Source organism: Gulosibacter sediminis (genome assembly GCF_023370115.1).
In the GTDB taxonomy this organism is placed as follows: Bacteria; Actinomycetota; Actinomycetes; order Actinomycetales; family Microbacteriaceae; genus Gulosibacter; species Gulosibacter sediminis_A.
On sequence record NZ_CP097160.1, the window covers coordinates 85031 to 111027 of the forward strand.

Here is a 25997-nt window from a genome sequence, read left to right on the forward strand (position 1 = left end):
GGCCTCCCCGCGTTGGGGAGGCCGCCACTTCGTTGCGTGCGCAGCTCGGATGCGGTGCTGACGACCGCGCATCTGGTGTCGGCCGCGCGCCCGGCGAACGGTCGTGTCCCCGCGGACGCAGTAGCGTTCTGGCGATGCATTAGCGGTAGACGGCGCATGGTTGGCCGGAGCGCGAATGGCAACGTCGAGGATTCGGTGCGCGAGCGGCTGGTGGGCGGACGCGAGGGCGCGGCGCGGCCCACCGCATCCGCCGCGCAGCCCGCGGCGCAGCCCACCGCACCCACCGCCCCGTCCGCCTTCGCCGTACGCCGCCAACCCGCCACACGTACGCCAACAAAGAGGCGTGGGCCCCGCATCCAGTTCAGGATGCGGGGCCCACGCCGTGCTGACGAGCAAGCGGCCGCCTAGTCGCCGCCCATCGGGCTGCCGAGCAGCTCGCGCACGCGGCCGGCGACCGCGTGGAAGCGCGGGTCCTCGAGCGTGGGCTCGTACTCGCGCTCGTGCGGCAGGTCGACCTCGAACTCCTCGATGATGCGGCCCGGGCGAGGGCCCATCACGACGACGCGGCTCGCGAGGTAGACAGCCTCGGGCACCGAGTGCGTGACCAGCAGCACCGTCTTGCCGGTCTCGGCCCAGACATGCTGGAGCTCGACGTTGAGGTGCTCGCGGGTGAGCGCATCCAGGGCGCCGAACGGCTCATCCATGAGCAGCACGTCGGGGTCGTGGAGCAGCGCGCGGCAGAGCGAGACGCGCTGCTGCATGCCGCCCGACAGCTCGTGGGGGAGTGCCTTCGCGAAGTCGGTGAGGCTCGTGAGCTCAAGCAGCTCGTCGCAGCGCTGGGTCGCGGCGCGCTTGTCGAGATTGCGCATCTCGGCCTGCAGCATGATGTTGCCGCGTACGTCGCGCCAGGGCAGCAGCGCCGGCCGCTGGAACACGAAGCCGACGTCCTGCCGCGGCTTCGTGACCGTCGATCCGCGCAGCTCGATCGTGCCCTCGGTGGGCAGGGTCAGGCCGGCGACGGCGCGCAGCAGCGTCGACTTGCCGCAGCCCGAGGGGCCCACAATCGAGATGAACTCGCCACGGCTGACGTTGAGGTCTACGTGCTCGAGCGCCTGCACCTGACGGCGCTTCGTCTCGAAGCGGATGCCGACGTTGTCGACGTCGAGCAGCACGTCCTTGCGAGATCCCATGCGAGTCCCCACATCCTCTCTATCTGCCATGAGGGTCATTCCGCACCGCCCGGCTGGAAGTCGGCGTTGAAGTAGGTGTCAACGGGCTTCGCCTCTTCGATGAGGCCCGCCTCGGCGAGCACCGAGATGGTGTTCTCCCAGTCGGTGGTCGAGTTGAGGCCGGGGGTGACGTCGCCGTCGGTCGGCGACTTCAGCAGTTCAATGGTGCCAGCCCACTGCTCGGCGAGCACCTCAGCGTCGGGCATCTGCGGGTCCTTGCCGTCCATCGAGGCAACCGCGCCCTCGGGGTCGTCGATCGCGGCCTGGAAGGATTCGGAGGTCGCCGCGACCATCGCCGAGACGAGCTCGGGGTTGTCGCTGATCATCGAGTCGCTCGCGATGAGGCCGTTGCTGTAGAAGTTGAGACCGACGTCCGAGTACCGCAGGTACGTGACGTCCTTGCCACTCTCGGCGGCGATGGTCGGGCCCTGGTCGTGCGCGAAGCCGATGAGGCCGTCGACCTGGCCGTTGATCATCGCGGCCATCTTGCCCGCCGCATCCAGGTTCTGCTGGGTGACGTCGCTCTCCTGGAGGCCAGCGGCCTCGAGGTACATCGGGAACGTCGTGGTCGGCGCGTCACCGGCCGAGACGGCGATGGTGGTGCCCTTGAGGTCTTCGGGCTCGGTGATGCCCGAGTCGGTGAAGACCTGCACGGCCGAGGGGGTGGTCTGCAGGAACACGCCGACGCTGTGCACCTTGACGCCCTTGTCGATGTTCGAGAGCACCGCCGGGGTGTCGGCCCAGCCGAAGTCGACCTGGCCCTGGCCCGCGGCCTGCGTCGTCTTCGTCGAGCCCTGGCCGGCCTGGATCGTCAGGTTGATGCCGTGCTCCTCGAAAATGCCCTCTTCGACGCCGTAGTAGAAGGCGGCGTGCTCGCCGTACGGGTACCAGTTGAGCATGAGGGTGACGTCGGTCATTTCGCCGTCGGCCGCCGTCGCGCCGGTGTCGTTGCCGGCCCCGCCGGAGCAGGCGCTGAGCAGCAGGGCGGCGCCGGTCGCGGCTGCCGCGAGGGCCATTCGGGTGGACTTCTTCGTAAACATGGAGTGCCTCTCGGGTTGGTGAGGATCGAATTCGTCGTTGAATGTGATCGTGGGTGGGGTTACTGCTCGAGGTTGCGGTGGGACGCGTGCCAGGGCACGAGGAAGCGTTCGGCGATGATGATGACGGCGAACAGCAGGATGCCGAGCAGCGACATGATGAACAGTGCGGCGAAGAGCATCGCGGTGTCGACGTTGCCGTTGGCCTGCAGGATCACGTAGCCGAGGCCCTCGTTCGCGCCGACGAACTCACCGACGACCGCACCGGTGACGGCGAGGGTCGCGGCGACCTTCATACCCGAGAGCAGCTCGGGCAGCGCGGCCGGGAAGCGCACCTTGACGAAGGTCTTGAAGCGCGAGGCGCCCATTGTGCTCGTGAGCTCGAGGATCTCGGGGTCGATCGTGCGCAGGCCGCTGATGCCCGAGATGACGATCGGGAAGAAGGCCATCAATACGGCGACGAGGATCTTCGGTTCGGGGCCGAAGCCCATCCACACGATGAACAGCGGCGCGATCGCGATCTTCGGGATCACCTGGGCGAACAGGATGAGCGGGTAGAAGGTGCGCTCGAGCGTGCGCGAGTAGACCATCACGACCGCCACGAGCACACCGAAGACGACCGAGAGCGCGAAACCGATGAGGGTCTCGGTCGTGGTCACCCAGGTGTGCTGCCACATGTAGGCCGCGTTGTCGGTGAACGCCGCGAGGGTGTCGGCCGGCGAGGGCAGGATGTACGGGGCGACGAGGCCTGCCTCGGTCACGATCCACCAGGCGATGAATGCGATCACGAGGAAGATCGTCGGGTAGACGTAGCCGCTCGTTTGCTGGAGCCAGCCCGACTTCGCCCCGCGCCGAGCCTTAGGCTTTGGCGCGTCTGGTGAGTCGATCACCGGAGTTGCAGTAGTTGCACTTGTCATGTGCACTCCTTACATCGTTGTAAGAGATTTGTGAGGCGATGGGTAAACGCTTTCCCGTGGTATCAGCCTACAACGGCGTGACCAGCATCGGCAACCATCTGGATGCGCGGGAAAAGTTTCCGGCTTGGCTCGCGCCGCGTCTTAGCTCGCGTCGGTGCCGCGCAGCCAGCGGGGCACGGGCCCCTGGAAGCGGCGCGCGGCGAGGGCGGTCGCGATTGCGAACAGCATGGCCGCGCCGACGCAGAGCGAGAGCGCGTGATGCACCGTCTGCAGGCCCGCGCCGGCGACCGCGCCGATGGCAAGCGAGCCCCACAGCAGCAGCGGCCGGCGCCACGCGACCTTCGAGCCGCCGGTGAACAGCGCGGCCAAGCCGAGGCCGAGGCTCACGAGCGTGCCGGTCGCGTAGGTAATCGCGACGCGGGCGCGGCCGTCGGCCAGGTAGAGCGTGTTGAGCGAGCCCATCGCGGCGGCGACGAGCAGGTACCACCACGGCGACGACCAGCCGATGAGCTCAAGCCCCGCGACGATCGCGACGGCGAGCGCGGCGGTGCCCACCACATCCCGCCGGTGGTCGTCGATGCGGCTCGCGAACATCCCCGCGAGCGTCACACCGACGAGGAAGCCGACCACGAGGCCGATGCCGAGCAGTGCCTGCGCGGCGCCGTTATGGAAGAACTCGACGCCGGCCTGGGTCGAGTTGCCGCTCATGAACGAGACGAACATGCCGCCGGTTGCGACGAAGCCGACCGCGTCGATGTAGCCGGCTGCGAAGGCGAGGGCACACGAGAGCACCAGGCCATCGCGCGTCACCGTTTTCACGCCACCAGCTTAGAGACTCTGGGTGACGGGCCGCGTCACACGCGACAAATATTCGGTGCTACTGTTTTCAAAAGTTCGGTGCGACGAAGTTTGTCGCAAATGGCGAAAAGGTGGACGACACGATGGCGAGTACGACCGTCACGCAGCGAGCAACTCGGGCAAAGCCGGCATGGTTGCTCGGCCCCGCCCTCGTGGCCGGCGTCGCGTATCTCGACCCGGGTAACGTCGCCGTGAACATGTCAGCGGGTGCGCAGTTCGGCTACCTCCTCGTGTGGGTGCTCGTCGCCGCGAACGTCGCGGCCTGGCTCGTGCAGTACCTCTCGGCGAAGCTCGGCCTCGCGACGCACGCGAGCCTCGCCGAGCTGCTCGGGCGCCGCATCTCGAACCGCGCCGGGCGCGTCCTCTATGGCCTGCAGGCGCAGTTCGTCGCGATCGCGACCGACCTCGCCGAGGTCATCGGCGGCGCCGTCGCACTCTGGATCATGTTCGACATTCCGCTCGTCGTCGGCGCGATCATCACCGGCGTCGTCTCGACGGTGCTGCTGCTCATTCAGTCGCGCCGAGGCGCGAAGACCTTCGAGTTCGTCATCATCGGCCTCGTGCTCGTCATCGCCGTTGGCTTCTGCTGGAGCCTCTGGCTTGCGCCGCCCGCGGCCGGCGACGTGCTCGGCGGCATGGTGCCGCGCTTTGAGGGCGCCGACTCGGTGCTGCTCGCCGCGAGCATCCTCGGCGCCACCGTCATGCCCCACGCCATCTACGCGCACTCCTCGCTCGCCCGCGACCGATTCGGTGCGGGTATGAAGAAGCCGCTACGCACGCTCATCCGCGCGACCCGCGTTGACGTCACGATCGCGCTCACGATCGCCGGCACGGTGAACCTCGCGATGCTGCTCGTCGCGGCGACCGTGCTTCCGGGGGTCGAGGGCACCGACACGCTCGATGGCGCGCACGCCGCGCTCGAGCACGCGCTCGGCACGACGGCGGCCTGGATGTTCGCGATCGGCCTGCTCGCCTCGGGCATCGCCTCGACCGCGGTCGGCGCCTACGCCGGCAGCGACATCATGGGCGGCCTGCTCAACCGCGGCATGCGGCTGCTCACGCGCCGGCTCATCACGATCATCCCCGCGATCATCGTGCTCGCGATCGGCGTCGACCCGACCCAGGCGCTCGTCTGGAGCCAGGTCATCCTCTCGTTCGGCATCCCGTTCGCCCTCGTGCCGCTCGTCTGGCTCACCGCGCGCAAGTCGGTCATGGGCGCGGCGGTCAACGCGTGGTGGACGACGGCGCTGGCTTGGCTCATCACTGCGGCGATCATCGTGCTGAACATCGGCCTGATCGTGCTGCAGTTTGGGATGCAGTAGGGCGCGTTATGCGCGCTCGCTCACCCAAACTTCTTGCGCGGCGGTGGAACTGATCGACAGACTCGCACCCGAGGGCTGAACCGTGAGGCTCACCGTGTCGGTGAACGGGGCCGAGCCCTGCACCTCGAGCTCGGCGCCGTAAATGACGCCCTGCTCGGCGAGGTATTCGAGCAGCGCCGGGTCGCTGTCAGAGACACGCTCGATGAGCAGCGACTGGCCCGGCTTCGCCTCGCTGAGCGGGGTCGCGTCGGGCTTGTCGACCGTGCCGTCGGGCCCGGGAATCGGGTCGCCGTGCGGGTCGCGGCGCGGGTTGCCGAGCGAGGCGTCGATGCGCTCGATCATGAAGTCGGAGACCTCGTTCTCGAGCCGCTCGGCCTCGTCGTGCACCTGGTCCCAGCGGTACCCGAGGGCCTCAACGAGGAACGTCTCGATGAGCCGGTGGCGGCGCACCGTCTGCACCGCGTGCACCGTGCCCTCCTCGGTCAGTGTCACGGCGCCGTAGGGCGCGTGGTCGAGCAGGCCGCGCTCGGAGAGCTTCTTGATCGCATCCGACGCCGTCGACATGCGCACGCCGACGCGGGCAGCGATCATCGTCGCCGTCACCGGCTCATGCGACCACTCGCCCAGGGCCCAGACGGCCTTGAGGTAGCTGAGGTTGCTCGGCGAGAGCGGCGAGTTCGACACGCATGAACCGTACCAAAGTTTCGAGTTCGGGCTGCCAAACTCGGCGCCGGGCGAGCCCCGCCTAGACCCGCCGGAACTGCTGGGCGGCCGGGCAGTCGAAGGGGTCGCGCGCCGCGAGGCCGACCCGGTTGAGGTACTCGATCACGATCGCGTAGGAGCGCCAGAGCGAGGTCTCGGTGTAGGGCACGCCGAGGGTCTCGCAGTGCTGGCGCACGATCTCGCGGGCCTTCGCGAGGTGGGGCCGCGGCATGCTCGGGAACAGGTGGTGTTCGACCTGGTAATTGAGGCCGCCCATGAGCCAGGTGGCCCACCAGCCGCCGCGGATGTTGCGCGAGGTGCGCACCTGCTTGCTGAAGAAGTCGAGCTTCGCGCCCTCGGCGATGACCGGCATGCCCTTGTGGTTCGGCGCGAACGACGCGCCCATGTAGACGCCGAACACGGCGTAGAGCACGCCGAGGAACGCGAACGCCATGCCGACGGGCAGGAAAAGGAAGATCGGGGTGAGCAGCAGCACGAAGCGCGCGAAGATGATGCCGAGCTCGGTCCAGCGGCCGTTGACCGGCCCGCGCTGGAACAGGTGCTTGAAGCTGTGCAGGTGCAGGTTGAGCCCCTCGAGCGTGAGCAGCGGGAAGAAGAACCAGCCCTGGCGCTTCGTGATGGCGCGCCGCAGCCCGCGGGCATCGACCGCATCCTCTTCGAGGAACGAGATGGTGTCGACCTCGATGTCGGGGTCCTTGCGCATGCGGTTCGGGTTCGCGTGGTGCCGCGTGTGCTTCGAGTCCCACCACGCGTAGCTCATGCCGATGCTGCAGGCGAGGATGCGCCCGAGTCGCTTGTTCGACGGGCCCGACTCGAGGATCTGGCGGTGCGCCGCCTCGTGGGCGAGGAACGCGACCTGCGTGAAGATGATGCCGAGCGCCGCGGCGATGAGCAACTGGAACCAGCTCGGGCCGAGCAGGATGAACCCGGTCACCGCGCCGCCGAGCGCGAGCACGATCGCGAGGCCGACGAGGCCGTAGAACCAGGGCGTGCGGCGCAGCAGGCCGGTCTCGCGCACCACGGCCGAAACCTCGGTGTAGGCCTTCGCGATCGGCGGGAAGTCGGTGGTGTCGGCGCGCTTGGTCGTGCGCAGCGGACCGAGCCCGCTAACAACGGGCGTGGCGGTGGGAGAGATGATCGGTACCTGTTTCGTTACGGGCCGCAGATCGACCCTTGGGGGAGCCAAAGGCAGATTACCGATCGCTGCAAGTCACGCTACCGAGCGTGCGCCGCTCGAAACTGGGCGCAACGTGCCCATCGCCTGTGGATGCGGTTACCCCGCCTCTGCTACGGGCCCTCGGTGCGGTCGGCCGACACGGCGAGGCCCTCGACGTCGACGGCGACCACCGCGTCGAGGTCGGTGACCCCTTCGGCCTGTTCGAGCACGGCGGTGGCGAACGCCTCGAGATCGTCGGGGCGCACCTTTTCACTGAGCACGACGGTGACGCGGCCCTCGCTGAACGAGTCCCATGAGGCGATGTGCGACATCAGGATCGTTGTGTTGTCGGTCGCCTCGATGTCGGTGAACTCGTCGACGTCGTACGCGTCGAGCACGGCCTGCTCGGTCGCGCTCGCGAGTGCAGTGCCGTCATAGGCAGGTGCCGATGGGGATGCGGCGGTGTCGTTGTCGGGCGTGCCCGACTTTACCTCGACGGTCGGCGCCGCAACGCGAATCACCACGACAATCGCAATGACCGCGCCCGCAACGACCACCCAGGTCCACACGTTCTTCCACCACGGCGTCGCCGCGCTTTGCCCACCACGCATGCTGCGCAGGATAAACGACGCGCGTTGCGCGCCGGAAAACGCTATGCCTCGACGCGCTCACCGAAGCGCTTCGGCAGCGTCGCGCCGCGCAGTTCGCGGAGCTTCGCGACCGGCACGGTGAACTGGCCCTGCACCTCGAGCTGAGCGTCCGCATCCACACCGTCGGAGACGCCGATGCGGATCACGGGGAAGCCGCGTGCCTCGCACATGTACGTGAACTTCACGTCTTCTTCGCGCGGCACCGACACGAGCACGCGGCCGGTCGACTCCGAGAAGAGGGCGGTCGCGGCGTCGACGTGGTCGCGCGAGATGATCTCGTCGAGCACGACGCGCGCGCCGATGCCGAAGCGCGTCACGCACTCGGCGAGCGCGAGCGCGAGTCCACCCTCAGAGAGGTCGTGCGACGAGCCGAGGATGCCCTGGCGCGAGGCGCCGTCGATGAGGTCGGCGAGCGCCTGCTCGCGGTCGAAGTCGACGACCGGCGGGTGGCCGCCGAGGTGGCCGTGCACCGCATCCGCCCAGAGCGAGCCCGAGAGCTCGGTGTGGGTCTCGCCGAGCAGGTAGAGGTTGTGGCCCTCTTCCTGCCAGCCGTTCGGCACGCGGCGCGCGACGTCGTCGAACTTGCCGAGCACGGCAACGACGGGGGTCGGGTGGATGGGCACATCGCCCGTCTGGTTGTAGAACGACACGTTGCCGCCGGTCACCGGAATCGAGAGCTCGAGGCAGCCGTCGGCGAGGCCCTCAACGGCCTCCTTGAACTGCCACATCACCTCGGGGTTCTCGGGCGAACCGAAGTTGAGGCAGTCCGAGACCGCCATCGGCGCGGCGCCGGTTGCGGCGACGTTGCGGAACGCCTCGGCGAGCGCGAGTCGTGCGCCCGCGCGGGGGTCGAGCTGGGCATAACGGCCGTTCGCGTCCATCGCGAGGGCGACGCCCATGCCGGTGGTCTCGTCGACGCGCACGACGCCGGCGTCCTCCGGGTACGCGAAGGCGGTGTTGCCGAGCACATAGCGGTCGTACTGGTCGGTGATCCACGCCGGGTCGGCCGCGTTCGGCGAGCCGAGCACGGTGAGGAACTGCGCCTTGAGTTCCTCGCCCGAGGCCGGGCGGGGGAGGCCCTCGGCGTTGTTCGCCTGGAGCGCGTCGATCCAGGTCGGGTAGGCGACCGGGCGGTCGTAGACCGGCGAGTCAACGGCGACGGTGCGCGGGTCGACGTCGACGATGCGGCCGCCGCGCCAGTCGATCGTGAGGCGGCCGGAGTCGTTCACCTCGCCAAGCACCGAGGTCTCGACCTCCCACTTGCCGGTAATTGCAAGGAACTCGTCGAGCTTTTCGGGCTTCACGACCGCCATCATGCGCTCCTGCGACTCACTCATGAGGATTTCCTCGGCGGTGAGCGTCGGGTCGCGCAGCAGCACGCTGTCGAGGTCGATGTGCATGCCGCCGTCGCCGGCAGCAGCGAGCTCGGAGGTGGCGCACGAGATGCCGGCCGCGCCGAGGTCTTGAATACCCTCAACCGAGTCGTTCGCGAACAGTTCGAGGCAGCACTCGATGAGCACCTTCTCGGCGAACGGGTCGCCCACCTGCACGGCGGGGCGCTTCGTCGGGCCGCCCTCGCTGAAGGTGTCGGACGCAAGAATCGAGGCGCCGCCGATGCCGTCGCCACCGGTGCGGGCGCCGAAGAGCACGACCTTGTTGCCAGCGCCACGCGCGTTCGCGAGGTGGAGGTCGTCGCGCTTGAGCACGCCCACGGCGAGCGCGTTGACGAGCGGGTTGACCTGGTAGGTCTTGTCGAACCAGGTCTCGCCGCCGATGTTCGGCAGGCCGAGGCAGTTGCCGTAGAACGAGATGCCGCCGACGACGCCGTGCACGACGCGCGAGGTGTCGGGGTGGTCAATGGCGCCGAAGCGCAGGCCGTCCATGACGGCCACGGGGCGCGCGCCCATCGAAATGATGTCGCGGACGATGCCGCCAACGCCGGTCGCGGCGCCCTGGAACGGTTCGATGTAGCTCGGGTGGTTGTGCGACTCGACCTTGAAGGTGACGGCCCAGTCGTCGCCGAGGTCGAGCACACCCGCGTTCTCACCCATGCCGACGAGCAGGTGCTCGCGCATCTTGTCGTTCACCTTCTGGCCGAACTGGCGCAGGTACTTCTTCGACGACTTGTACGAGCAGTGCTCCGACCACATCACCGAGTACATGGCGAGCTCGCCCGAAGTGGGGCGGCGGCCGAGCAGCTCGCGAATCTTTGCGTATTCGTCGGCCTTGAGCCCGAGTGCCTCGTACGGCTGCTCGCGCTCGGGGGATGCCTCGGCGTGCTCAACGGTGTCGGGAACGTGCTCGATGCTCAAGTGACGGCTCCTTGCAGACGGATGCTGGCGGCGATTTCGCCTTCCCCGAGTCTAGTCGGCGTGCGGGCCGCGGTGCGCCTACGTGTTGCCTGCCACATCCGCGAGGGTGACCGAGCCGTCGGTGCCGACGCGGTAGAGCAGGCGCACGGCGTCGCGCGTGCTCGGCAGGCCGTCGCTCTGCGAGACCGAGCAGCTGCTCGCGGATGCGCTCGAGCAGGTCACCTTCGAGTAGTCGATGCTGAGCGGGCTCACCTCGGCGTACTGCGCGGCCGCGTCGCCCTGCTCGGCGATCGCCGACTCCCAGTCGCCCGGGTTGTCGCGGTCGACCGGGGTGACCGACGAGGCGCCGGGGCCGGTCGTGATCGTGAAGATGCCGGTGCCGTCGACGGCCTGCGACCACACCATCGCCTGCCACTTGTCGTTCGCCGGCTCGCTGCACCAGCCCGAGCACATGTTCACGTCGTCGGCGTACTTGCCCGAGACGAGGTCGATGCCGGCGGACGAGAGCTGGATGCTCGCGGCCGAGGCGATCTCCTCGCGCGTCGGCGGGGCCTCGTTCTCGCGGTCGCCGACGAACACCGGCACCTGCTCGGCATCGGTGGTCACCTCAAATGCGTCGGTCGGCGGCGTCACGGTGTAGAGGTACGCACCCGGCAGCGAGTCGATCTTGTCGTCGAGCTCGATGCCGTCTTGCTGCGGCACCACCTCGTACTCGGCGTAGGGGCCGCTGCCGCCGCTGCTCGGCGTCTCGACCTCGACGATGGCATTCGTGAGCTGCCACGCCGGGTCGTCGCTGCCACTCGAGACGTAGCGCAGCTGCGCATCCCACGACGCCTCCTCGCCGGCGAGCGAGTAGGTCACGTGCACGGTCGCCGAGGCACCGTCGAAGTGGCCCGTGTTGCCGCTGATCTCGCCGATCTCGACGAGCTCGGGGCCCACGTCGGGCACCTGCACGTCGACGTCGTCGTAGTCGGGCACGAGCTCGTCGAGCCGGTCGGTGTCGTGCTCTTCGATCGCGGTGAAGAGGTCGGTGATGACCGACTCGACCTCGGGCGCCTCCGCGACTTTCTGCGAAGTGTCGGTCGAATGATCGTTGGGCTCGATGCGCTCGCCGCCGCTCGAACAGGCGGTCAGCGCGAGGCCCGCGAGCGCGAACCCGCCGGCGGCGCGCAGCCACCGCATCCGTGTAATCGACGCTCGTCGCGCACCAGAACCCATCACGAATTGAAGAATACGCAGGTGCGCGACGCCGATCGTCGGTCGCCGGTTGTAGCGGCCTCGGCCCGGAGGCTACTCCTCGTCATCCGCGTCATCGGCCTCGCGCCGCTGACCGAACGCGGCGACGGCCGCCGCGGTGCGCTCGCGGCTGGCGGGGTCGGCGCCGTCGAGCGGCCAGTCGCGGGCGGTCACGCCGAGCGCTTCTGGCCGATGCGAGGCGACGAGCGCGATGCCGGGGTACTCGCGCAGCACCCCGCGCAGCGCCTCGAGCCCGCTCGCGTCGAGCGCCGAGTCGAGGTGCTCGAGCACGAGCAGTGGTGGCGTGCCGAGCAGCGCCCGCGCGAGCTTGAGCCGCGCGACGTCGCCGCTTGACCAGGGCGCGCCGTCGTTCTTGAGCTTGCGGTCGAGCCCGCGGGGGTCGGCGCGCACGCGCTCCTCGAGGCCGACGGCGCGCACGACGCGCCAGATCTCGGCGTCGCTCGCGTCGGGCAGCCGGTAGCCGATGAGGCGACGCAGCGAGCCGCGCTCGAGCGGCAGCTGGCTCGACGCGAAGCCGACGAGGTGGCGGCGGAAGCGCGCCGGCGCGAGCCGCAGGTCGAAGCCCGCGATGCGCACCGTGCCGCCCGACTCGGGGTCGCCCTCAAGCAGCTCGGCGAGCACGCGGCGCACGAGGGGCGGATGCGCGGAGCGCAGCAGCACGCGCTCGCCCGGCTCGGCGCGCAGCTCGGGCACCGCAACGCCGCCGGGGCGCACGCCCTCGACGCGGAGCTTGCCGGTGCCGGCGGGCGCACCCGCATCGCCGTGCGAGCGGCGCCATTCGCGCTCGCGGGCGCGCTCGGCGGCGGTGAGCTCGCGCGCCTGCGCGAGCATCGGGGCGAGGATGCGCCGGGCCGCGCGATAGTTCTGGCGATATTCGACGACGCGGCCGAGGTCAGACATCGGCGTGGCCATGACGCCGAGCAGCGTCATCGCCGAGGCCACCGCCGCCGCCTCGAGCTGGCCGAGCAGCGCGAGCAGCACGACGGCCGCGGTGCAGAGCGACGCCGTCGTGACCGTGAGCGCGCGCACGAGGCCGGTGACCTGCGCGCGGTGCACCGCCGCATCCACCACCCGGGCCGACGCGCGATCGACGGCGCTGAGCTCGCGGCGCACGGCCCCGGCGATGCGCACCGACTCGCCGGCGCGCGCGGTGTCGGCGATGTGGCCCGACATCTTGCCGCGCTGGCGGCGCAGCGCGCGGGCCCGGTCATGGGCGAGCTGCGCGAGCCACGGCAGCACGAGCGCCATGAGGCCGATCGGCACCGCGATCGCGAGGGCGACGAGCGGTTGCGTCACGGCGAGCACGCCGATGACGACACCGATGAGGCTGAGCCCGGTGCACAGCGGCACGATGCCCTGCGCGATCCAGTTGCGCACCGCGTTGAGGTCGTTCGAGGCGCGGGTGACGATGACGCCGAGCGAGCGGTTGCCGACATTGCCGAGCGCGGCGGCGACGAGGTGGCGGCGCTGCTCGAAGACGTAGTCCTGCCCGAGCGACTCGGCGACGATGCGCTCGGCCCAGCGTGCGATGCCGATGAGCAGCACCGAGGTCACGAGCGCGACGAGGGCGAGCCAGGTCGAGGCATCCGCGGCGCCGCCGAGCACCGCATCCACGCTAAAAGCCATCACGAGCGCGAGGGCCGCCTGCGCGACGCCGAGCCCGACGAGGGTGAGCAGCATGCCGCGGCGCCGACCCCGCCACACGGCGGGCATCTTCGGCGTCGAGGCGGCCACTACTTCGCCCGCTCGAGCAGCGACACCGCTACCTCGGGTGCCGTGAGGTCGTAGGTGCCGAGCACGCGCACGCCGAGCGGGTCGAGCACGGCGCGGGCCTCGGTGCTCGCGAGCGGCGACGAGGTCATGACACCGGTCGCGGTGCTCACGCGCAGGCCCGCCGACTGCAGCTCGCGCACCCCGGCGAGGGCGCCGAGCGCGTCGACCGCCGAGAACACGACGTGGTCGACCGCGGCGTGGAAGCCCGGGTCGCGCAGCAGCTGCGAGGTCTCACCCTGGAACACGCCGTCGGCAATCTCGACCACGACGACGTCGGGGTCGCCGGCCGAAAGCTGCTCGATGAGCCCGAACGTGATCGCGCGAATCTGCGGCATCGGCAGCTTGAACGTCGTGCCGAAGCCGAAGTCGCTGAAGTCGAGCACGGTCTCGGCGCCCGCGTCGCGATAGATGGTCGGGTCGTTGCCCGCGCCGGTGCCGGTCGCCTTGCCCGCCGTGACGCGCAGGCCCGACTTCGTGAGGCCGTTGATGAGCGTCGCCATCGAGGTCGACTTGCCCGAGTTCATCGAGGTGCCGAGCACCGCGATGACCTCGGGGCGCTTGCGGCCGCGGGCGTCGAGCGGCCGGATGGGCGCGTCGGTAGCTGCCGCGGCGAACGGTGCGTAGTCGCGCAGGTTGACGACGCCGCGGTCGTCGGCGAGCAGGCCGAGCGGCTCGAGCTGCGTCGGTGCGCCGATGCGGTCGTGCTGGGTTTCGACGGCGCCCGCGATGCCGCCGGCGGCGACGAGGTGGCACGGCCCGAGGTCGCCGGGCACGTGGGCGAGGAATTGGTCGGCGGCGTAGCGGTTGCCGTAGGCGACCATGACGAGGTTGCCGACGAACAGAATCGCCTTGCGCGACTCGGGCGTCTCGATGCGCTTGTGGTTGCCGATCTTCGTGACGCGCGCGACGACGATGTCGCCGGCGCTCGGGTGCACGTCGGCGCCCGAGACGAGGTGGAACGCGGCGCGGTTCGCCTCGACGGCGGCGCCGATGAAGCGGGTGGTGTAGGCGGGCTGGATGCGGGCCGGCAGCGGTTGCCGAGTGCTCGCAGTGGTGGGTGCCGGGGCGGTGACGGAGGTGGTCATGATGGCGGCCTTTCGAGCGGTGGGAACGGCGGTGTCTGCCGATTCAGTACGAGTGAATCGCCCACGCATGATGTGCGGATGTGGTGGACGTGAGAGCGTTCTCATGCGCTAGCGCGAGCTGAGCGCGGGCACGTTGGTGAGGTAGGGCAGATAGGCGACGCCGGAGGTGTTGTAACTGAATTTGATGCCCATGATCAGGCGAATTCCGACGTGCATGCCCCAGGCGCCGGCGCTGAAGAGCGCGCCGAGCCGGCGGTCGAAGAGCGAGAGTGGGGCGCCGAGCTCGATGACGAGGGCGCCGATCGCGAGCAGCCCAAACTGCCCCTTGCTGCGATAGAGCTCGCCGGCGAGCGTCGGCGGCACCCCGCCGAACGACTCCTTGCGAATCGCGTCGGCGGCGATCTGCTCGCGCAGGGTGTCGCCGCTCGCCCAGGCCCATCCCTTCGGGCTGCGCACTTTCGCGACGCCCGAGATGAGATAGACGGCGCAGGTCGCGAGATTCATGACGGTCGCGATGCCGCCGTAGTGCCGGCCGACGCGGTTCGGCAGCAGCGTGCGCTGCGTGACGAGCGCGTCCACCGAGAGCGCATCGGCGCTGCGCCCGAGCCCGAGGGCCATCTGGTGCATCGTCAGCGTGTTGTCGTTGTGGAACACCATGCCCCATGAGTTGCGGTAGGTGATCGTCCACAGCTGCAGCGCGGCGTTGAGCGGGCCGGTCACGCGGTGCGCGATGCCCGCGGTCGCGGCGAGGTTCACAAGTTGCGCGGCGTCGAAGATCGCGTCGGCGAGCCGCGGAGGCAATGGTCGGCGCAGCACGCGCGCCACCCCGACGGGCGCCCAGCGAGCCTCGTCCTGGCGATGCAGCGTGCGAAACATCGCGCGCCGGCGGATGTTGTGCACCGCCGAGAAGGTGCCGACCCCGAGTCGCAACAGTGCCGGCCGGGTGGCGTGGGTGGTGGGGCGAAGCGTGCGCGTCATGGCACGAACGATGGGCATCACATTGGCTCCTGGCTGGGGTCGATGGCGGCGGACTTGCGGGTGACGCGGCAGCGCACGGCCGTGCCGCCGACGCGGCACTCGGCGTGCACCACCTCGGAACTCGGCGCGGTGCGCCCGGCGAAGTAGCGGTCGAACACGAAGCGGGCGCGCACGACCTCGACGCGCACGAGCTCGCGCTCGCCGGCGGCGGCGAGTGAGTCGGCGTACTGCTGCGCGACGCTCGCGGCCTGGCCGGCGCGCACCGCGCGGGCGATCTGCTTGCGCACCTGGTTGAGCCCGCCGGCGCCGAAGTGGCGGTAGTGGGGGATGCGCCGCTCGCCGGCCGCGGTGAAGACAACGACGTGCGGCAGGTAGAGCCGGCCACGGCGGTCGGCCGAGAACATCGGGTAGGTCGACAGCGGGAACGAGTCGTGCTCGAACTTCGCGCGGTCGATTTCGGCGCGGGTGCCGCGGTAGTGGCGCAGCGGGGCGAGCAGCACGCCGGCGAGGGCAGCGTAGCCGATGAGCGGCAGGGTGTCTCGGGCGGTGACGGGCGATTTCACGGGCGACTCACTTCTCTCGGGTGTCGGCGATGAGGGTCTTGGCCGCCCAGTAGCCCGGCATGCCGTGCACGCCGGCGCCGGGTGGGGCGGATGCGGAGGCGAGGTAGGTGCCGGGCGCGAGCCGGTACGGGTTCGGGCCGACGCCGAAGCGGCGCAGCAGCTGCGCGCCGGTCATCGCGCCGCCGGCGATGTCGCCGCCGACGAGGTTTGGGTTCCACGCCTCGAGCTGCTCGGGCGAGGTGGTGCGGCGGAACACGACGGTGTCGCGGAAGCCCGGCGCGAAGCGCTCAAGCTGGCGCTCGATGCGGTCGACCACCTCGTCCTCGTGCCACTCGGCGTAGCCGTGCGGCACGTGCGCGTAGCCCGACACGACGACCGAGTCGCCGGGCGCGCGCAGGCGGTCGGCCGCCTGCTGCTGCGTGAGCAGCACGAACGGATGCTCGGGCAGCCGATCGCGCGCGACCTCGCGCTCGGCGAGCAGCAGCTCTTCGGCGGTGCCGACGACGTGCACCGTGGTCGCCTCGGCGATGCGCGGGTTCGTCCACGGAATCGGCTCGCGCAGCAGGTAGTCGACCTTGAACGCGCTCGCGCCGTGGCGCCAGCGGCGCAGTCCTCGCGGGAGCTCGGGCGCGCCGCCGAGCCGCGCGATCTGGTGGGGCGTGAGCGCGAGCACCGTCGCGTCGGCGGGCGGCAGCTCGCGCAGCCCGGTGACCTCGTGGTCGAGGTGCAGCCGGGCGCCGTGGGCGCGCGCGACCGCGAGCAGCGCATCCGTAATCGCCTGGCTGCCGCCGGCCGCAACCGGCCAGCCGTGCGTCATGCCGAGCGCGCCGAAGAGCACGCCGAACGCGCCCGTGAGCGGCTGCTGCAGCGGCGCGAAGGCGTGCGCGGCCGAGCCGAGAAAGAGCGCCCGCGCCGCCGGCGTCGTGAGGGCACGGCGCGCGATCGTCGATGCCGGCGCGAGGGCGGCCGGGGCAAAGCGCGCGAGCTGCAGCGGGTGTCGGGGCAGGTGCGCGAGGGGCTGGAGCACCTCGTCGAGCAGGGCGTCGATGTCGTCGGTCGCGGGGCGGTGGAGGCGGCGCCAGGCGGCCGCGTCGGCGCCGAGGCCCTCGGCGGTCCAGTCGAGCTGGTGGTGGAGGAGCCCCGCGTCGCTGCCCGGCAGCGGATGCGCGAGCGCGAGCCCAGAGTGCCGCCACTCGAGGCCATAGTTCGTGAGCTCGAGCTCGCGGAAGGCGCGGCTCGCGACGCCGAAGGGATGCGCGGCGGCGCCGAGGTCGACGAGCGTGCCGGGCCCGAGCGCCGAGGTGGTGGCGGCCGCGCCGCCGGGGCGGTCGGCGCGCTCGAAGATGTCGACCTGCCAGCCCGCTTTCGCGAGCACGGCGGCCGCAGTGAGCCCGTTCGGGCCGGCGCCGACGACATTCGCGCGGCGCCCGTGTTGGGTGTGCATACCCAACACTGTTTCGCTCGGGCATGAGCCGGGCGTGAGGCAACTATGAGAGGGCGATGAGAGGCGCTAGGCCGACAGTGACGACGTCAACACGAACGCGAACACCGCGACCGTGCTGCAGGCGAGGGTGAAGGGATGCCTCGCGGTCCAGCGCACGAGGCCGCGCGCATCCGACCCCTCGGCGCGCACCGGCGGCGGCACGTGGCCCTTGCGGTGCACGTACCAGTCGAACAGCAGTGTGCAGAACGGGGGCAGCGCCGCGAGCCCGCCGAGTAGCGCGACGCGGAACGGCCAGCGCGCGTGCACCCACGCGACGATCACCGAGAAGCCGTACGCGAGAAACGCCGTGCCGTGTAGCGAGCCCGCCCACGAGATCAGCGTGCCGCCGAGCTCCGCGTTGCCGAGCGTACGGATGAGCATCGACGCGATGAGCAGCGCCCACGTGCACGCCTCGATGATCGAGGTGACGCGAAGCAGACGAGCGGGATGCACCTGCCTAGCCTAGCGATTCGCGGCCGCTCGCCGTGCGTTCGCGACCGTCGTGAAGCCGATCGCGGCGATGACGATGGCGATGCCGAGCCACTGCAGCACCGAGATCTGCTCGGCGAGGAAGACGACGCCGCCCACGACCGCGACGAGCGGCTGGATGAGCAGCAGCATCGGCCCGGTCGTGCCATCGACGCGGGGGAGCGCGCTCGACGTCGCGATCCAGCCGATCACCTGCGCGAGCAGCGCGAGGGCGATGAGGACGAGCAAGTGGTCGAGCGGCGGCGTGTAGTTCGGGGCGCCGAACGGCATCGCGACGAGCGTGCCGACGACCATCGCCGACGCCGTCGAGAGGAACACCTGCGTGCACGCGTGGCCCGTCGGCCGCGCCCGCGCGATCACCATGACGTAGCCCGCGTAAGCGAAGCCGCCGCCGACGGCGAGCATGACGCCGAGGAACACCTGGCCCGAGAACGAGCCCTGCTCGAGCGCGCCGCTGAGCAACACGACACCGGCGAGCATGAACGGAATCGCGATGACGAACGGCCGCGCCATGCGCTCGCGGAAGAACAGCAGCGCCATGAGCGGCACGATGATGACCTGCAAATTACCGGCGACGGTCGCGATGCCCGCGCCGGCGAGGTAGACGCCGGGGATGAATAGGCCCACGTCGAGGCCGAAGAACACGCCCGCGAGCAGGTGCATCGCCATGCCTTTCCAGCGCATCCGGCCGTTGAGCCGCCACTCGAGCACCGCGAAGATCGCGAGCGGAATGAGCGCGATGCTGAAGCGGAAGAAGATCGTCGTCGCCGCGTTCTCGCCCGACATCTTCGTGAGCAGCGGCCCCATGCCCACCGCGAGCGAGCCGAGCACGACCACGAGCCGCGCGTCGAGCTTCGTGAGGAACGCGAAGAGGTCCTTCGGCACCCGCTTGCCAGCCGCGCGCAGGCGCCGGCGCTCGGCGGCGGGAATCGCCGTCGTGAGCAGCATCGTCGTCGTCGGCACGACCGGGTAGACGTCACTGACCGGCTCTTCCTGCCGCTCGTTCGGCTTCGCCCAGTGCGACCTGTCGCTGCGCTCCGGTTGCTCCACCATGTCTCCCTCTTTCTCGACGAATGAATGATGTCACCCCGACGTTTCGCGGCCAAAAAACGGCCGAAATTTGGCTGCACGAAGCTGCCACGCGAACTACCTGCCACGAGAACTTTTCGCTCATCCAAACGGCTGACTCCCCAGTGATTGCAAGGGATGCGGGGGTGCCAGATCGCACCCCGTTGCAGCATCCGGACACGGCTCGAAGCTGATCTTGTTGGCCACCCCGGCGCCGGGCGAATCTCTAACCACCTCGAGGGAACGCCCCGAGCAACCACCGGCCACCAGGCCACAGCGAAAGGCAAGAAATGTTCAAGAACTTCACCCCCAAGCGTCTCGTGGCCGTAGCTCTTCTCGCTGGCGGTTTCGCCATCGCCGCCCCGGTCGTCGCCAACGCCGACGAGCAGCCCGCCGTGGTCAGCGCCGAGTCGGTCAGCGTCGACATCCACACCGACCTCGTCACGACCGGCGCGGTGTGGGAGTGGGACGAGTGGGAATAAGCCCGCACCGCTGACTGACGAACCGACACCCCTACCGAGAAAGGAACTTCGATGACCACGCTGGAATCACCCGCCCGGGCAACCACTGCCGCGTCGAACGAACAGACCCCAACCCCCGCAGCCATCGTCATCGAAGACCTTGCCAAGCAGTACGGTGACTTCACCGCGGTGAACGACGTCACCCTCACGATCGAAACCGGCGAGGTGTTCGGGCTGCTCGGCCCCAATGGCGCCGGCAAGACCACGACCATCGACCTCATCGTCGGCCTGCGCGAAGCCACTTCGGGCAGCGTGCGAGTGCTCGGCCTCGACCCGGTGCGCGACCGCGCCGCCTTCACCGCCCGCGTCGCGGTGCAGCCGCAGGAGGCCAACCTCTACGACACCCTGACGGTGCGCGAGACCCTCACCCTCTTCGCCTCGTTCCACGACGCGCCCCGCCCCGTGCAGGAAATGGCCGAGCTCATCGGCCTCGACGACCAACTCAAGGTGCGCGCCAAGCGGCTCTCGGGCGGCCAACGCCGCCGCCTCCTGCTCGGCGTCGCGCTCATCGGCGACCCGGATGTGGTGGTGCTGGATGAGCCCTCCGCCGGCCTCGACCCTTCCGCACGCCACGAGCTCTGGGATCTCATCAGCAGCCTCCGCGGCCGCGGCACCACGGTGCTGCTCACGACCCACCACATGGATGAGGCGAGCGCCCTCTGCGACCGCGTCGCGATCATGGTCGACGGCGGCATCGTCGCCATCGACGCCCCCGACGAACTCGTGCGAGCCCGCTCCCAGGGCCGCCGCGTCACCTTCACCGTGCCAGCCGGCACCGACCTCGCCGCGCTCGACGAACTCGGCGTGACCGACATCGCCGTCAACGACACCGCCGAACTGCGGCGCGTGGCCGTCTCGACTACCGACGCCGACGAACTCGTCGTGCAGCTCGCCCAGCGGGGCATTCGCACCCGCGACCTCGCCATCGAAACGCAGAGCCTCGAGGACGTCTTCCTCGAACTCGCCAGCACGAGCGACTACTCCTCGCGCATCACCGAACCCCGCGGAAAGGGAAGGAAGAACCGATGACCACGCTCGCCCCAGAAACGCGCACCTCGCCACCGAAACGGTCGGCCTTCACCGAACTTGCCGCGACCAACGCCCGCGAACTCGTGCGCGACGGCAAAACGATGTTCTTCATCGTCTTCTTCCCGCTCTTCTTCCTCGGCCTCTTCGGCTTCCTCGGGTTCATGATCGACAGCCAGAACGACGCGCCCGTCGTCGAGGTGGTCGCCGGCGAGCAGAGCGACGCGATCCTCGCCGAGCTCGACGCCGCGGGCATCGACGCCACCATCACCGACGACGCGACGCCGGCCGACGGCACCACCGCGATCGTCACGGCCAACGGCGACACGGCGCAGGTCGTGCTCGACTCTGAGGCGCAACCACAGTGGCGACCGCTCGTCGATGCCGTCTCCTCCGTGGGCATCGCCAAACCCGACATTGCCATTGGCTACGAGGATGGTAGCGCCGTGTTCGACCCGCTCAAGAACAGCCTCGCGTCGATCGTGATGGTCTCGTTCCTCACGCTCGCCCTGCTCGGCACCGCCGTGCCGGTCGTCGGCCAACGCGGCAAGGGCATCCTGCGGGTGCTCGGCACGACGCCGCTCAAGCGCTCCACCTACATCGCCGCCCAGTCGCCCGCCCGCCTCCTCATCGGGGTGCTGCAGCTCGCCATCGTGGTGGTCGTCACCGCAGTGCTCGGCTACCTGCGCCCCTCCGCGATCCCGGGCCTCGTCATCACCGCCCTGCTCGGCCTCGCCATGCTCTTCGCGATCGGCTACCTCATCGGCTCCCGGGCCCGAAACCCCGAGTCCACCACGACGGTCGTCTCACTGCTCATCCCGGTCGCCCTGATGCTCTCCGGCTCGATCTTTCCGCTCACGATGTTCCCGCAGGCCTTCGCCGACGCGGTGCAGTGGCTGCCCACGACGGTGCTCGCGAACGCCCTCTCGGTCGACCTCGTCGGCGCCGACACCGGCATCGCGAGCTGGGTCTACTGGCTCTACCTCGCCGGCGTCGGCATCGTCGCCGCCGTGCTCGCCGGCCTCGCCTTCCGCTGGGACCAGGGGGAGCAGCGATGAGCACCAACACCACCACCTCGACCCAGACCCAGCTCGGCGGCCTCGCCCAGCTCGACACCCTCGTCGGCCCCTACGGCGTCATCAACGGCGTCAACCGCCTGCCGAACCACCCGGGCGAGCCCGCCTTCCCGATCTACGTTGCCGGCCTCGGCGACCTGACGCCCCTAAGCGCAAACGTGCACGAGTCGACCGGCGGCGCCTCAACCCGCGGCACGATCGACGGCGCCGGCGGCGGTCTCGACGAAGAGAAGGCCTCGCGCCTCTGTCTCGCCGAAGCGATCGAGCGCTACGCCTCCTGCTTCGTGCCCGAGGACGAGCTGCTCTGGGCGAGCGCCGACGAACTCGGCGCCGAGGCGGTCGACCTCACCCGCTTCCCCGAGTGCTCCGCCACAGAGCTCGCCAACCCGCGCTCGTTCATGGCGCCGATCGACACCGCGGCGCGCATCCGCTGGGTGCGAGGCTGGTCGCTCACCGAGGGCCGCGCGAAGTGGGTGCCGGCCGTGAGCACCTGGCTGCACATCAACGCCCGCACCCACGCCGAACGCTTCACCTCGCCGATCTCGACCGGCTGCGCCACCCACACCTCGCTCACCCAGGCGATCATCAATGGCCTCGCCGAGGTCGTCGAGCGCGACTCGATCGCCCTCACCTGGTTGCAGCGCATCTCGTGGCCGAAGCTCGAGATCGACGTCGACGACGAGCGCCTCGCGCCGTTCCGCCGCCGATACGAGCGCAGCCACGTCACCACCCACTTCTTCGACGCGACGACCGACACGGGCATCCCGACCTTCTACTCGATCGACGTCACGCCCGACAACGAGGTGCTCGGCCAGCTGGTCATGTGCAACTCGTCGCTCGACCCGGTCGACTCGGTCGCGAAGATGTACCGCGAGTCCGCCTCCTCCCGCATCGCCATGCAGTCGAGCCGCGAGCAGCCGAGCGAGGTCGACGAGTTCGTCTCGGTCTTCCACGGCGCGAGCTACATGGGCGCCCCCGAGCGCCGCAGCGAGTTCGACTTCCTCCTCAACTCGACGACGAGCCGCAAGCTCTCCGAGATCCCCGACCTCACGACGGGCGACCCCGAGACCGAGCTGCAGGAAATGGTGCGCCGGCTCGCCGCCATCGACGCCGAGGTGCTCGTGGTCGAGATCACGACCGCCGAGGCGCGGGCCGCCGGGTTCCGCGTCGTGCGGGTCATCGTGCCCGAGCTCATGCCGCTCTCCTTCGTCCACACCGCGCGCTACCTCGCGCATCCCCGCCTCTACGAGGCACCCGCCAAGCTCGGCTACCCCGTCGCAGACGAGCCGAACATCAACCCGCTGCCGCAGCCCTTCGCCTGAATCGCGAGCAAGAAAGGAACCACCATGCGTGTGCACATTCTCACCACCGGCCCCGCAGGCCACGCGATCGGCGACCAGCTCAGCGCAGCCCTCCGCACCACCGGCGACCAGGTCATCGCGACCGAGATCACCTCCGACGCGAGCATCGACGCCTCGTTCTGGCCCACCGCCGACTTCCGCATCGTCGCCGCCTGGCGTGACAGCGCCGCCCTCCTCGAAGCGGTTGACCGGGTCGCCCACGAGGCCGGCACGCCCTACACGCAGATCGTGCTCGAGCACCCGCGCCTTCGGGTCGGCCCGACCATCGTGCCGGGCGGCAGCGGCGGCCCCGCCGCGACCGAGGGCGGCTGCCACCGCTGCTTCACGAAGCGGCAGCGCCAGCACAACCCCGGCGTCGAGCGCGCATCCGCCCTCTGGGCCCGCTACGCGGCCGAGCCGGATGCTGGCCCGCAGGGTTACCTTCCGAGTCACGTCGCGCTCGCCACGGCGATCGTCGACCGCGTGATTGCGGCGGCCCGGGCCGGCCACCTCGAGACCGAGCGCAACCTCGTCACCCTCGTGCACCTGCTGCAGGGCGGCATCTCGCGCAGCGAGCTGATTCCGCTGCACGGCTGCGACCGCTGCGGCATTCCGCAGCCCGACGCCAGCTGGCGCGAGCTCGAGCTCGAACTCGCCCACCTCGCCGTCGCCCCGAGCGGCGTCATCACCGAAGGGAGCCTGCACCGTGGCTAACGGAGTACTCGGCGCCACCGCCATGAGCGTCGCCGCAAAGAATGACCCGCAGTTCCGCCTGCCGAAGCTGCCCCGCATCGCCCCCGGCATCGTCATCGTGCCGACCAACTCCGGAGTGCTCGTCGAGGGCGGCCCCACCCGACAGCTACTCGGCGGCCAGGGCGCACAGCGCGTCATGTCGCAGCTCGTGCCGCTGCTCGACGGCAGCCGCGACCTCGACACCCTCGCCCACGACTTCGGCGAAACCGAGGCAACCACGCACGCGGCGGTCTCGCTGCTCTACGCGAGCGGCCTGCTCGAGGATGCGCACGACGAGCCCGCGATCGACGCCGCGGGGTCGGCCGCCCACCTCTTCTACTCACGGTCGATCGACTCGACCCGCGTGAACCCCTCCGGCGCCCACGCCCTCGAGCGGCTACGGGCCTCGAAGCTCCACCTCGTCGCCGCGAACAACGACGCCGACGCGGCCCTCGCCGGCGCCATCGCGAAGCAGCTCGACGAGGGCGGCATCGGCCGGGTGACGATCTCGGAGCTCGGCGCCGAGGAGGCCACCGACGACGCACGCATCGCCGCCGCCGACCTCATCCTGCTCATTGGCGACACCCCCGCGCTGCGCCGGGCGGCAGGGCTCGCGGTCGAGCACCACGTGCCGAGCTTCCCCGTCATCACCCGCGGCCGGCACGTCTACTACGGCCCGGTCATCGACGAGACCTACACCGCGAGCTTCGCCGAAATCGCCGGGCAGATCGCCGCCGAGGCCGTGACTCCCGCCGAGCGCGACGAACACGCCCTCGTGGCCGCGATCGTCACCGGCGACGTGCTCTCGCTGCGCTCCCGCGTCGGCGCGACCATGTCGAAGCAGTCGCTCATGCGGCTCGACCTCGCGACCCTCGAACAACAGGGGCTCGTCGCCTCCCGAATCACCCGCGACGGCATCCCGCTCGCCTACGCCTTCGAGGCCTCGACCGCCTTCGCGCCGCGCCACCTCAGCAACCCGCGCGACCACCAGGTGCACTACAAGGAGTCGAACATCGCGCTCCAGCGCGAGTCGAAGCTCTGGCCGAGCGCCCCGAGCCTGCCGCTGCCGAGGCCGGCCCACCCCACCGTGGCGTGGCCCGAGCTCGACGCCCCGGCCGACGCGCCCGAGCTGCCCCTCGCAACGCTCACCGACGTCATCGTGCGCTCGGTCGGCAACCGCAACCTCGGCACCCCGCTCGAGGGCAAGGTGCGGCGCTGGGCACCGAGCGGCGGCAACCTCGGCTCGGTGCAGGCGTACCTCATCGCGCGCCGCGTCGACGGCCTCGTGCCCGGCGTCTACGGCTACGACCGCGGCAGCGACGCGCTCGCGATGCTGCCCTGGGCCGACCCCGCCACCGCGCCCGCCGGCATCGACCCCGAGGCCGACGCCGTGCTCATCTACACGGGCGCGCTAGCCCGAGTCGGCAGCAAGTACGCCGCCTTCTCGTGGCGCATCCTCCACCTCGACGCCGGCGTCGCGGTGCACCACACCCGGATGCTCGCGGCGGCCCACCACCTCGAGTCGCGCGCCGCAGGTGCCTGGGACGACGAGGCGATCGCTGACCTGCTCGCGATCGACCAGGACGCCGAACCCATCACCGCCGTCGTCTCGCTGCGCACCGCCCCAGAAGGAGCCGAATCATGACCACCACGCCGTTCACCACCGTCACCGAACTTCGCGCCCAGCACGAGCTCGTCACCGAATTGCAGCGGGCCGTGCGCCTCGACGCCGACCGCGTCACCCAGCTGCCGCATCCGCTCGGCGAGCGCGACCGCCTCACCGAGGGCGTGCTCGACACGACGACGATCGCCCCGGTGCGCGTCGAGGCCCCGCTGCCCGAGCGCGAGCGCACCTTCGACGAGGTGCTCGAGCAGCGCGTCTCGGACCGCTTCTACAGCGACGCGACCGTGGCACCCGAGGCGCTCGCCCGCATCGTGCGAGCCGCCCGCGAGTTCGACCGGTCGACGTGGACGGAAGATGCGCAGGCCGACCTCGGCCTCGACTTCCTCGTCGCCGCCCGCAGCGTCGACGGCGCCGCCCCGGCGATCTACCGCCTCGTCGACGACACCTTCATGCCACTCGCCCCACTGCCCGAGCGCGGCGCGGAGGATCTCGTACTCCAGATCGAGTTCGCCTACGCACCCGTGATCCTCATCGCCCTCGCGCCGTTCGCCAATCTGCTCGCCCGCTGGGGCGACCACGGCGAACGCCTCGCGAACACCCGTGCCGCTGCGGCCATCTCCGCCGCCCTGCACGAGGCCGCCTCGCTCGGCATCGCGGGAAGCCCCTTCGCGGGCTTCCTCACCTCAGGACTCCGCCGGCTCATTGACGCCGACGGTTACGCGAACGCCCAAATGTTCGCGGCCTCATTCGGCCACCCGGCCGCGTGAGTTCACCCAGA

At 70.2% G+C, this 25997-nt stretch carries 24 protein-coding genes; 8 read left to right on the forward strand and 16 right to left on the reverse strand.

The features are described 5' to 3' along the window. Window positions 1-404 precede the first annotated feature (404 nt). The 4 genes from M3M28_RS00395 to M3M28_RS00410 all read right to left on the reverse strand — a co-directional run bounded on the left by M3M28_RS00395 (window position 405) and on the right by M3M28_RS00410 (window position 4002). Window positions 405-1190, reverse strand: a complete 786-nt coding sequence (locus M3M28_RS00395; RefSeq protein WP_249386890.1) for an ABC transporter ATP-binding protein — start codon at window positions 1188-1190, stop codon at window positions 405-407. Between the two features lie 35 nt (window positions 1191-1225). After that, the gene (locus tag M3M28_RS00400; protein ID WP_249386891.1) at window positions 1226-2269 is read right to left on the reverse strand and encodes an ABC transporter substrate-binding protein; all 1044 of its coding nucleotides are present in this window, start codon (window positions 2267-2269) and stop codon (window positions 1226-1228) included. A 59-nt stretch (window positions 2270-2328) separates the two neighbouring features. Further along, window positions 2329-3183, reverse strand: a complete 855-nt coding sequence (locus M3M28_RS00405; RefSeq protein ID WP_249386892.1) for an ABC transporter permease — start codon at window positions 3181-3183, stop codon at window positions 2329-2331. A 141-nt stretch (window positions 3184-3324) separates the two neighbouring features. Continuing rightward, window positions 3325-4002, reverse strand: a complete 678-nt coding sequence (locus M3M28_RS00410) for a YoaK family protein (protein ID WP_249386893.1) — start codon at window positions 4000-4002, stop codon at window positions 3325-3327. A gap of 122 nt (window positions 4003-4124) precedes the next feature. Between M3M28_RS00410 and M3M28_RS00415 the strand changes: the two genes are divergently transcribed. Then, window positions 4125-5363 carry an Nramp family divalent metal transporter gene (locus M3M28_RS00415; RefSeq protein WP_249386894.1) on the forward strand — a complete coding sequence of 413 codons (1239 nt, stop codon included), beginning with the start codon at window positions 4125-4127 and terminating at the stop codon, window positions 5361-5363. 6 nt (window positions 5364-5369) lie between these two features. On the opposite strand, the gene M3M28_RS00420 is transcribed toward M3M28_RS00415, so the two are convergent. From M3M28_RS00420 to M3M28_RS00475, 12 genes are all read right to left on the reverse strand, one after another. Further along, complete coding sequence (locus M3M28_RS00420; protein WP_283255709.1) at window positions 5370-6047, reverse strand: metal-dependent transcriptional regulator; 678 nt, start codon at window positions 6045-6047, stop codon at window positions 5370-5372. Window positions 6048-6108: 61 nt separating this feature from the next. Continuing rightward, window positions 6109-7251, reverse strand: coding sequence for a fatty acid desaturase family protein (locus M3M28_RS00425; RefSeq protein WP_431193865.1), 1143 nt, complete (start codon window positions 7249-7251; stop codon window positions 6109-6111). Window positions 7252-7373: 122 nt separating this feature from the next. Beyond that, window positions 7374-7853: a hypothetical protein gene (locus M3M28_RS00430; protein WP_249386895.1), complete on the reverse strand. Its 480-nt coding sequence runs from the start codon at window positions 7851-7853 to the stop codon at window positions 7374-7376. Between the two features lie 41 nt (window positions 7854-7894). Continuing rightward, window positions 7895-10204 (reverse strand): phosphoribosylformylglycinamidine synthase subunit PurL, encoded by a 2310-nt coding sequence (gene purL / locus M3M28_RS00435; protein ID WP_249386896.1) that lies wholly within the window; start codon window positions 10202-10204, stop codon window positions 7895-7897. Between the two features lie 78 nt (window positions 10205-10282). Further along, window positions 10283-11386 carry a hypothetical protein gene (locus M3M28_RS00440; RefSeq protein WP_249386897.1) on the reverse strand — a complete coding sequence of 368 codons (1104 nt, stop codon included), beginning with the start codon at window positions 11384-11386 and terminating at the stop codon, window positions 10283-10285. Window positions 11387-11494: 108 nt separating this feature from the next. Next, complete coding sequence (locus tag M3M28_RS00445; RefSeq protein WP_249386898.1) at window positions 11495-13195, reverse strand: ABC transporter transmembrane domain-containing protein; 1701 nt, start codon at window positions 13193-13195, stop codon at window positions 11495-11497. Continuing rightward, window positions 13195-14319 (reverse strand): P-loop NTPase family protein, encoded by a 1125-nt coding sequence (locus M3M28_RS00450; RefSeq protein WP_249386899.1) that lies wholly within the window; start codon window positions 14317-14319, stop codon window positions 13195-13197. Before M3M28_RS00450 ends, M3M28_RS00445 begins: the two co-directional genes overlap by 1 nt. Before the next feature lie 108 nt (window positions 14320-14427). Beyond that, window positions 14428-15315, reverse strand: coding sequence for a hypothetical protein (locus M3M28_RS00455; RefSeq protein ID WP_249386900.1), 888 nt, complete (start codon window positions 15313-15315; stop codon window positions 14428-14430). After that, a complete protein-coding gene (locus tag M3M28_RS00460; protein ID WP_249386901.1) occupies window positions 15315-15860 on the reverse strand; it encodes a hypothetical protein in 546 nt (181 codons plus the stop codon). Before M3M28_RS00460 ends, M3M28_RS00455 begins: the two co-directional genes overlap by 1 nt. Before the next feature lie 7 nt (window positions 15861-15867). Continuing rightward, entirely contained in the window at window positions 15868-17304 is a 1437-nt protein-coding gene (locus tag M3M28_RS00465; protein WP_249386902.1) for a phytoene desaturase family protein, read from the reverse strand. 66 nt (window positions 17305-17370) lie between these two features. Further along, complete coding sequence (locus tag M3M28_RS00470; RefSeq protein WP_249386903.1) at window positions 17371-17796, reverse strand: DUF3817 domain-containing protein; 426 nt, start codon at window positions 17794-17796, stop codon at window positions 17371-17373. A gap of 9 nt (window positions 17797-17805) precedes the next feature. Beyond that, window positions 17806-18885, reverse strand: coding sequence for a DMT family transporter (locus M3M28_RS00475; RefSeq protein ID WP_249386904.1), 1080 nt, complete (start codon window positions 18883-18885; stop codon window positions 17806-17808). Window positions 18886-19190: 305 nt separating this feature from the next. Here M3M28_RS00475 and M3M28_RS00480 point away from each other — a divergent pair, with 305 nt between their 5' ends. Genes M3M28_RS00480 through M3M28_RS00510 form a run of 7 tightly spaced genes read left to right on the forward strand, consistent with a single transcriptional unit; the run spans window position 19191 to window position 25986 of the window. Further along, entirely contained in the window at window positions 19191-19382 is a 192-nt protein-coding gene (locus M3M28_RS00480; RefSeq protein ID WP_249386905.1) for a hypothetical protein, read from the forward strand. A gap of 51 nt (window positions 19383-19433) precedes the next feature. After that, window positions 19434-20450, forward strand: coding sequence for an ABC transporter ATP-binding protein (locus M3M28_RS00485; protein WP_249386906.1), 1017 nt, complete (start codon window positions 19434-19436; stop codon window positions 20448-20450). Further along, window positions 20447-21505: an ABC transporter permease gene (locus M3M28_RS00490; protein ID WP_249386907.1), complete on the forward strand. Its 1059-nt coding sequence runs from the start codon at window positions 20447-20449 to the stop codon at window positions 21503-21505. Before M3M28_RS00485 ends, M3M28_RS00490 begins: the two co-directional genes overlap by 4 nt. Then, window positions 21502-22845 (forward strand): YcaO-like family protein, encoded by a 1344-nt coding sequence (locus M3M28_RS00495; RefSeq protein ID WP_249386908.1) that lies wholly within the window; start codon window positions 21502-21504, stop codon window positions 22843-22845. Before M3M28_RS00490 ends, M3M28_RS00495 begins: the two co-directional genes overlap by 4 nt. 24 nt (window positions 22846-22869) lie before the next feature. Continuing rightward, the gene (locus tag M3M28_RS00500; RefSeq protein WP_249386909.1) at window positions 22870-23577 is read left to right on the forward strand and encodes a hypothetical protein; all 708 of its coding nucleotides are present in this window, start codon (window positions 22870-22872) and stop codon (window positions 23575-23577) included. Further along, window positions 23570-25240: a nitroreductase family protein gene (locus tag M3M28_RS00505; protein ID WP_249386910.1), complete on the forward strand. Its 1671-nt coding sequence runs from the start codon at window positions 23570-23572 to the stop codon at window positions 25238-25240. The genes M3M28_RS00500 and M3M28_RS00505 overlap by 8 nt, the downstream gene beginning before the upstream one ends. Further along, entirely contained in the window at window positions 25237-25986 is a 750-nt protein-coding gene (locus M3M28_RS00510) for a nitroreductase family protein (protein WP_249386911.1), read from the forward strand. The genes M3M28_RS00505 and M3M28_RS00510 overlap by 4 nt, the downstream gene beginning before the upstream one ends. Window positions 25987-25997 lie beyond the last annotated feature (11 nt).

What these genes read in the sequence shown, in the direction of transcription:
- M3M28_RS00495 (WP_249386908.1), top strand. Translation starts at nt 21,502, where the DNA reads ATGAGCACCAACACCACCACCTCGACCCAGACCCAGCTCGGCGGCCTC.
- M3M28_RS00475 (WP_249386904.1), bottom strand. Translation starts at nt 18,885, where the DNA reads ATGGTGGAGCAACCGGAGCGCAGCGACAGGTCGCACTGGGCGAAGCCG.
- M3M28_RS00455 (WP_249386900.1), bottom strand. Translation starts at nt 15,315, where the DNA reads ATGCCCATCGTTCGTGCCATGACGCGCACGCTTCGCCCCACCACCCAC.
- M3M28_RS00450 (WP_249386899.1), bottom strand. Translation starts at nt 14,319, where the DNA reads ATGACCACCTCCGTCACCGCCCCGGCACCCACCACTGCGAGCACTCGG.
- M3M28_RS00465 (WP_249386902.1), bottom strand. Translation starts at nt 17,304, where the DNA reads ATGCACACCCAACACGGGCGCCGCGCGAATGTCGTCGGCGCCGGCCCG.
- M3M28_RS00405 (WP_249386892.1), bottom strand. Translation starts at nt 3,183, where the DNA reads ATGACAAGTGCAACTACTGCAACTCCGGTGATCGACTCACCAGACGCG.
- M3M28_RS00395 (WP_249386890.1), bottom strand. Translation starts at nt 1,190, where the DNA reads ATGGGATCTCGCAAGGACGTGCTGCTCGACGTCGACAACGTCGGCATC.
- M3M28_RS00440 (WP_249386897.1), bottom strand. Translation starts at nt 11,386, where the DNA reads ATGCGGTGGCTGCGCGCCGCCGGCGGGTTCGCGCTCGCGGGCCTCGCG.
- M3M28_RS00490 (WP_249386907.1), top strand. Translation starts at nt 20,447, where the DNA reads ATGACCACGCTCGCCCCAGAAACGCGCACCTCGCCACCGAAACGGTCG.
- M3M28_RS00510 (WP_249386911.1), top strand. Translation starts at nt 25,237, where the DNA reads ATGACCACCACGCCGTTCACCACCGTCACCGAACTTCGCGCCCAGCAC.
- M3M28_RS00485 (WP_249386906.1), top strand. Translation starts at nt 19,434, where the DNA reads ATGACCACGCTGGAATCACCCGCCCGGGCAACCACTGCCGCGTCGAAC.
- M3M28_RS00480 (WP_249386905.1), top strand. Translation starts at nt 19,191, where the DNA reads ATGTTCAAGAACTTCACCCCCAAGCGTCTCGTGGCCGTAGCTCTTCTC.
- M3M28_RS00400 (WP_249386891.1), bottom strand. Translation starts at nt 2,269, where the DNA reads ATGTTTACGAAGAAGTCCACCCGAATGGCCCTCGCGGCAGCCGCGACC.
- M3M28_RS00415 (WP_249386894.1), top strand. Translation starts at nt 4,125, where the DNA reads ATGGCGAGTACGACCGTCACGCAGCGAGCAACTCGGGCAAAGCCGGCA.
- M3M28_RS00500 (WP_249386909.1), top strand. Translation starts at nt 22,870, where the DNA reads ATGCGTGTGCACATTCTCACCACCGGCCCCGCAGGCCACGCGATCGGC.
- M3M28_RS00430 (WP_249386895.1), bottom strand. Translation starts at nt 7,853, where the DNA reads ATGCGTGGTGGGCAAAGCGCGGCGACGCCGTGGTGGAAGAACGTGTGG.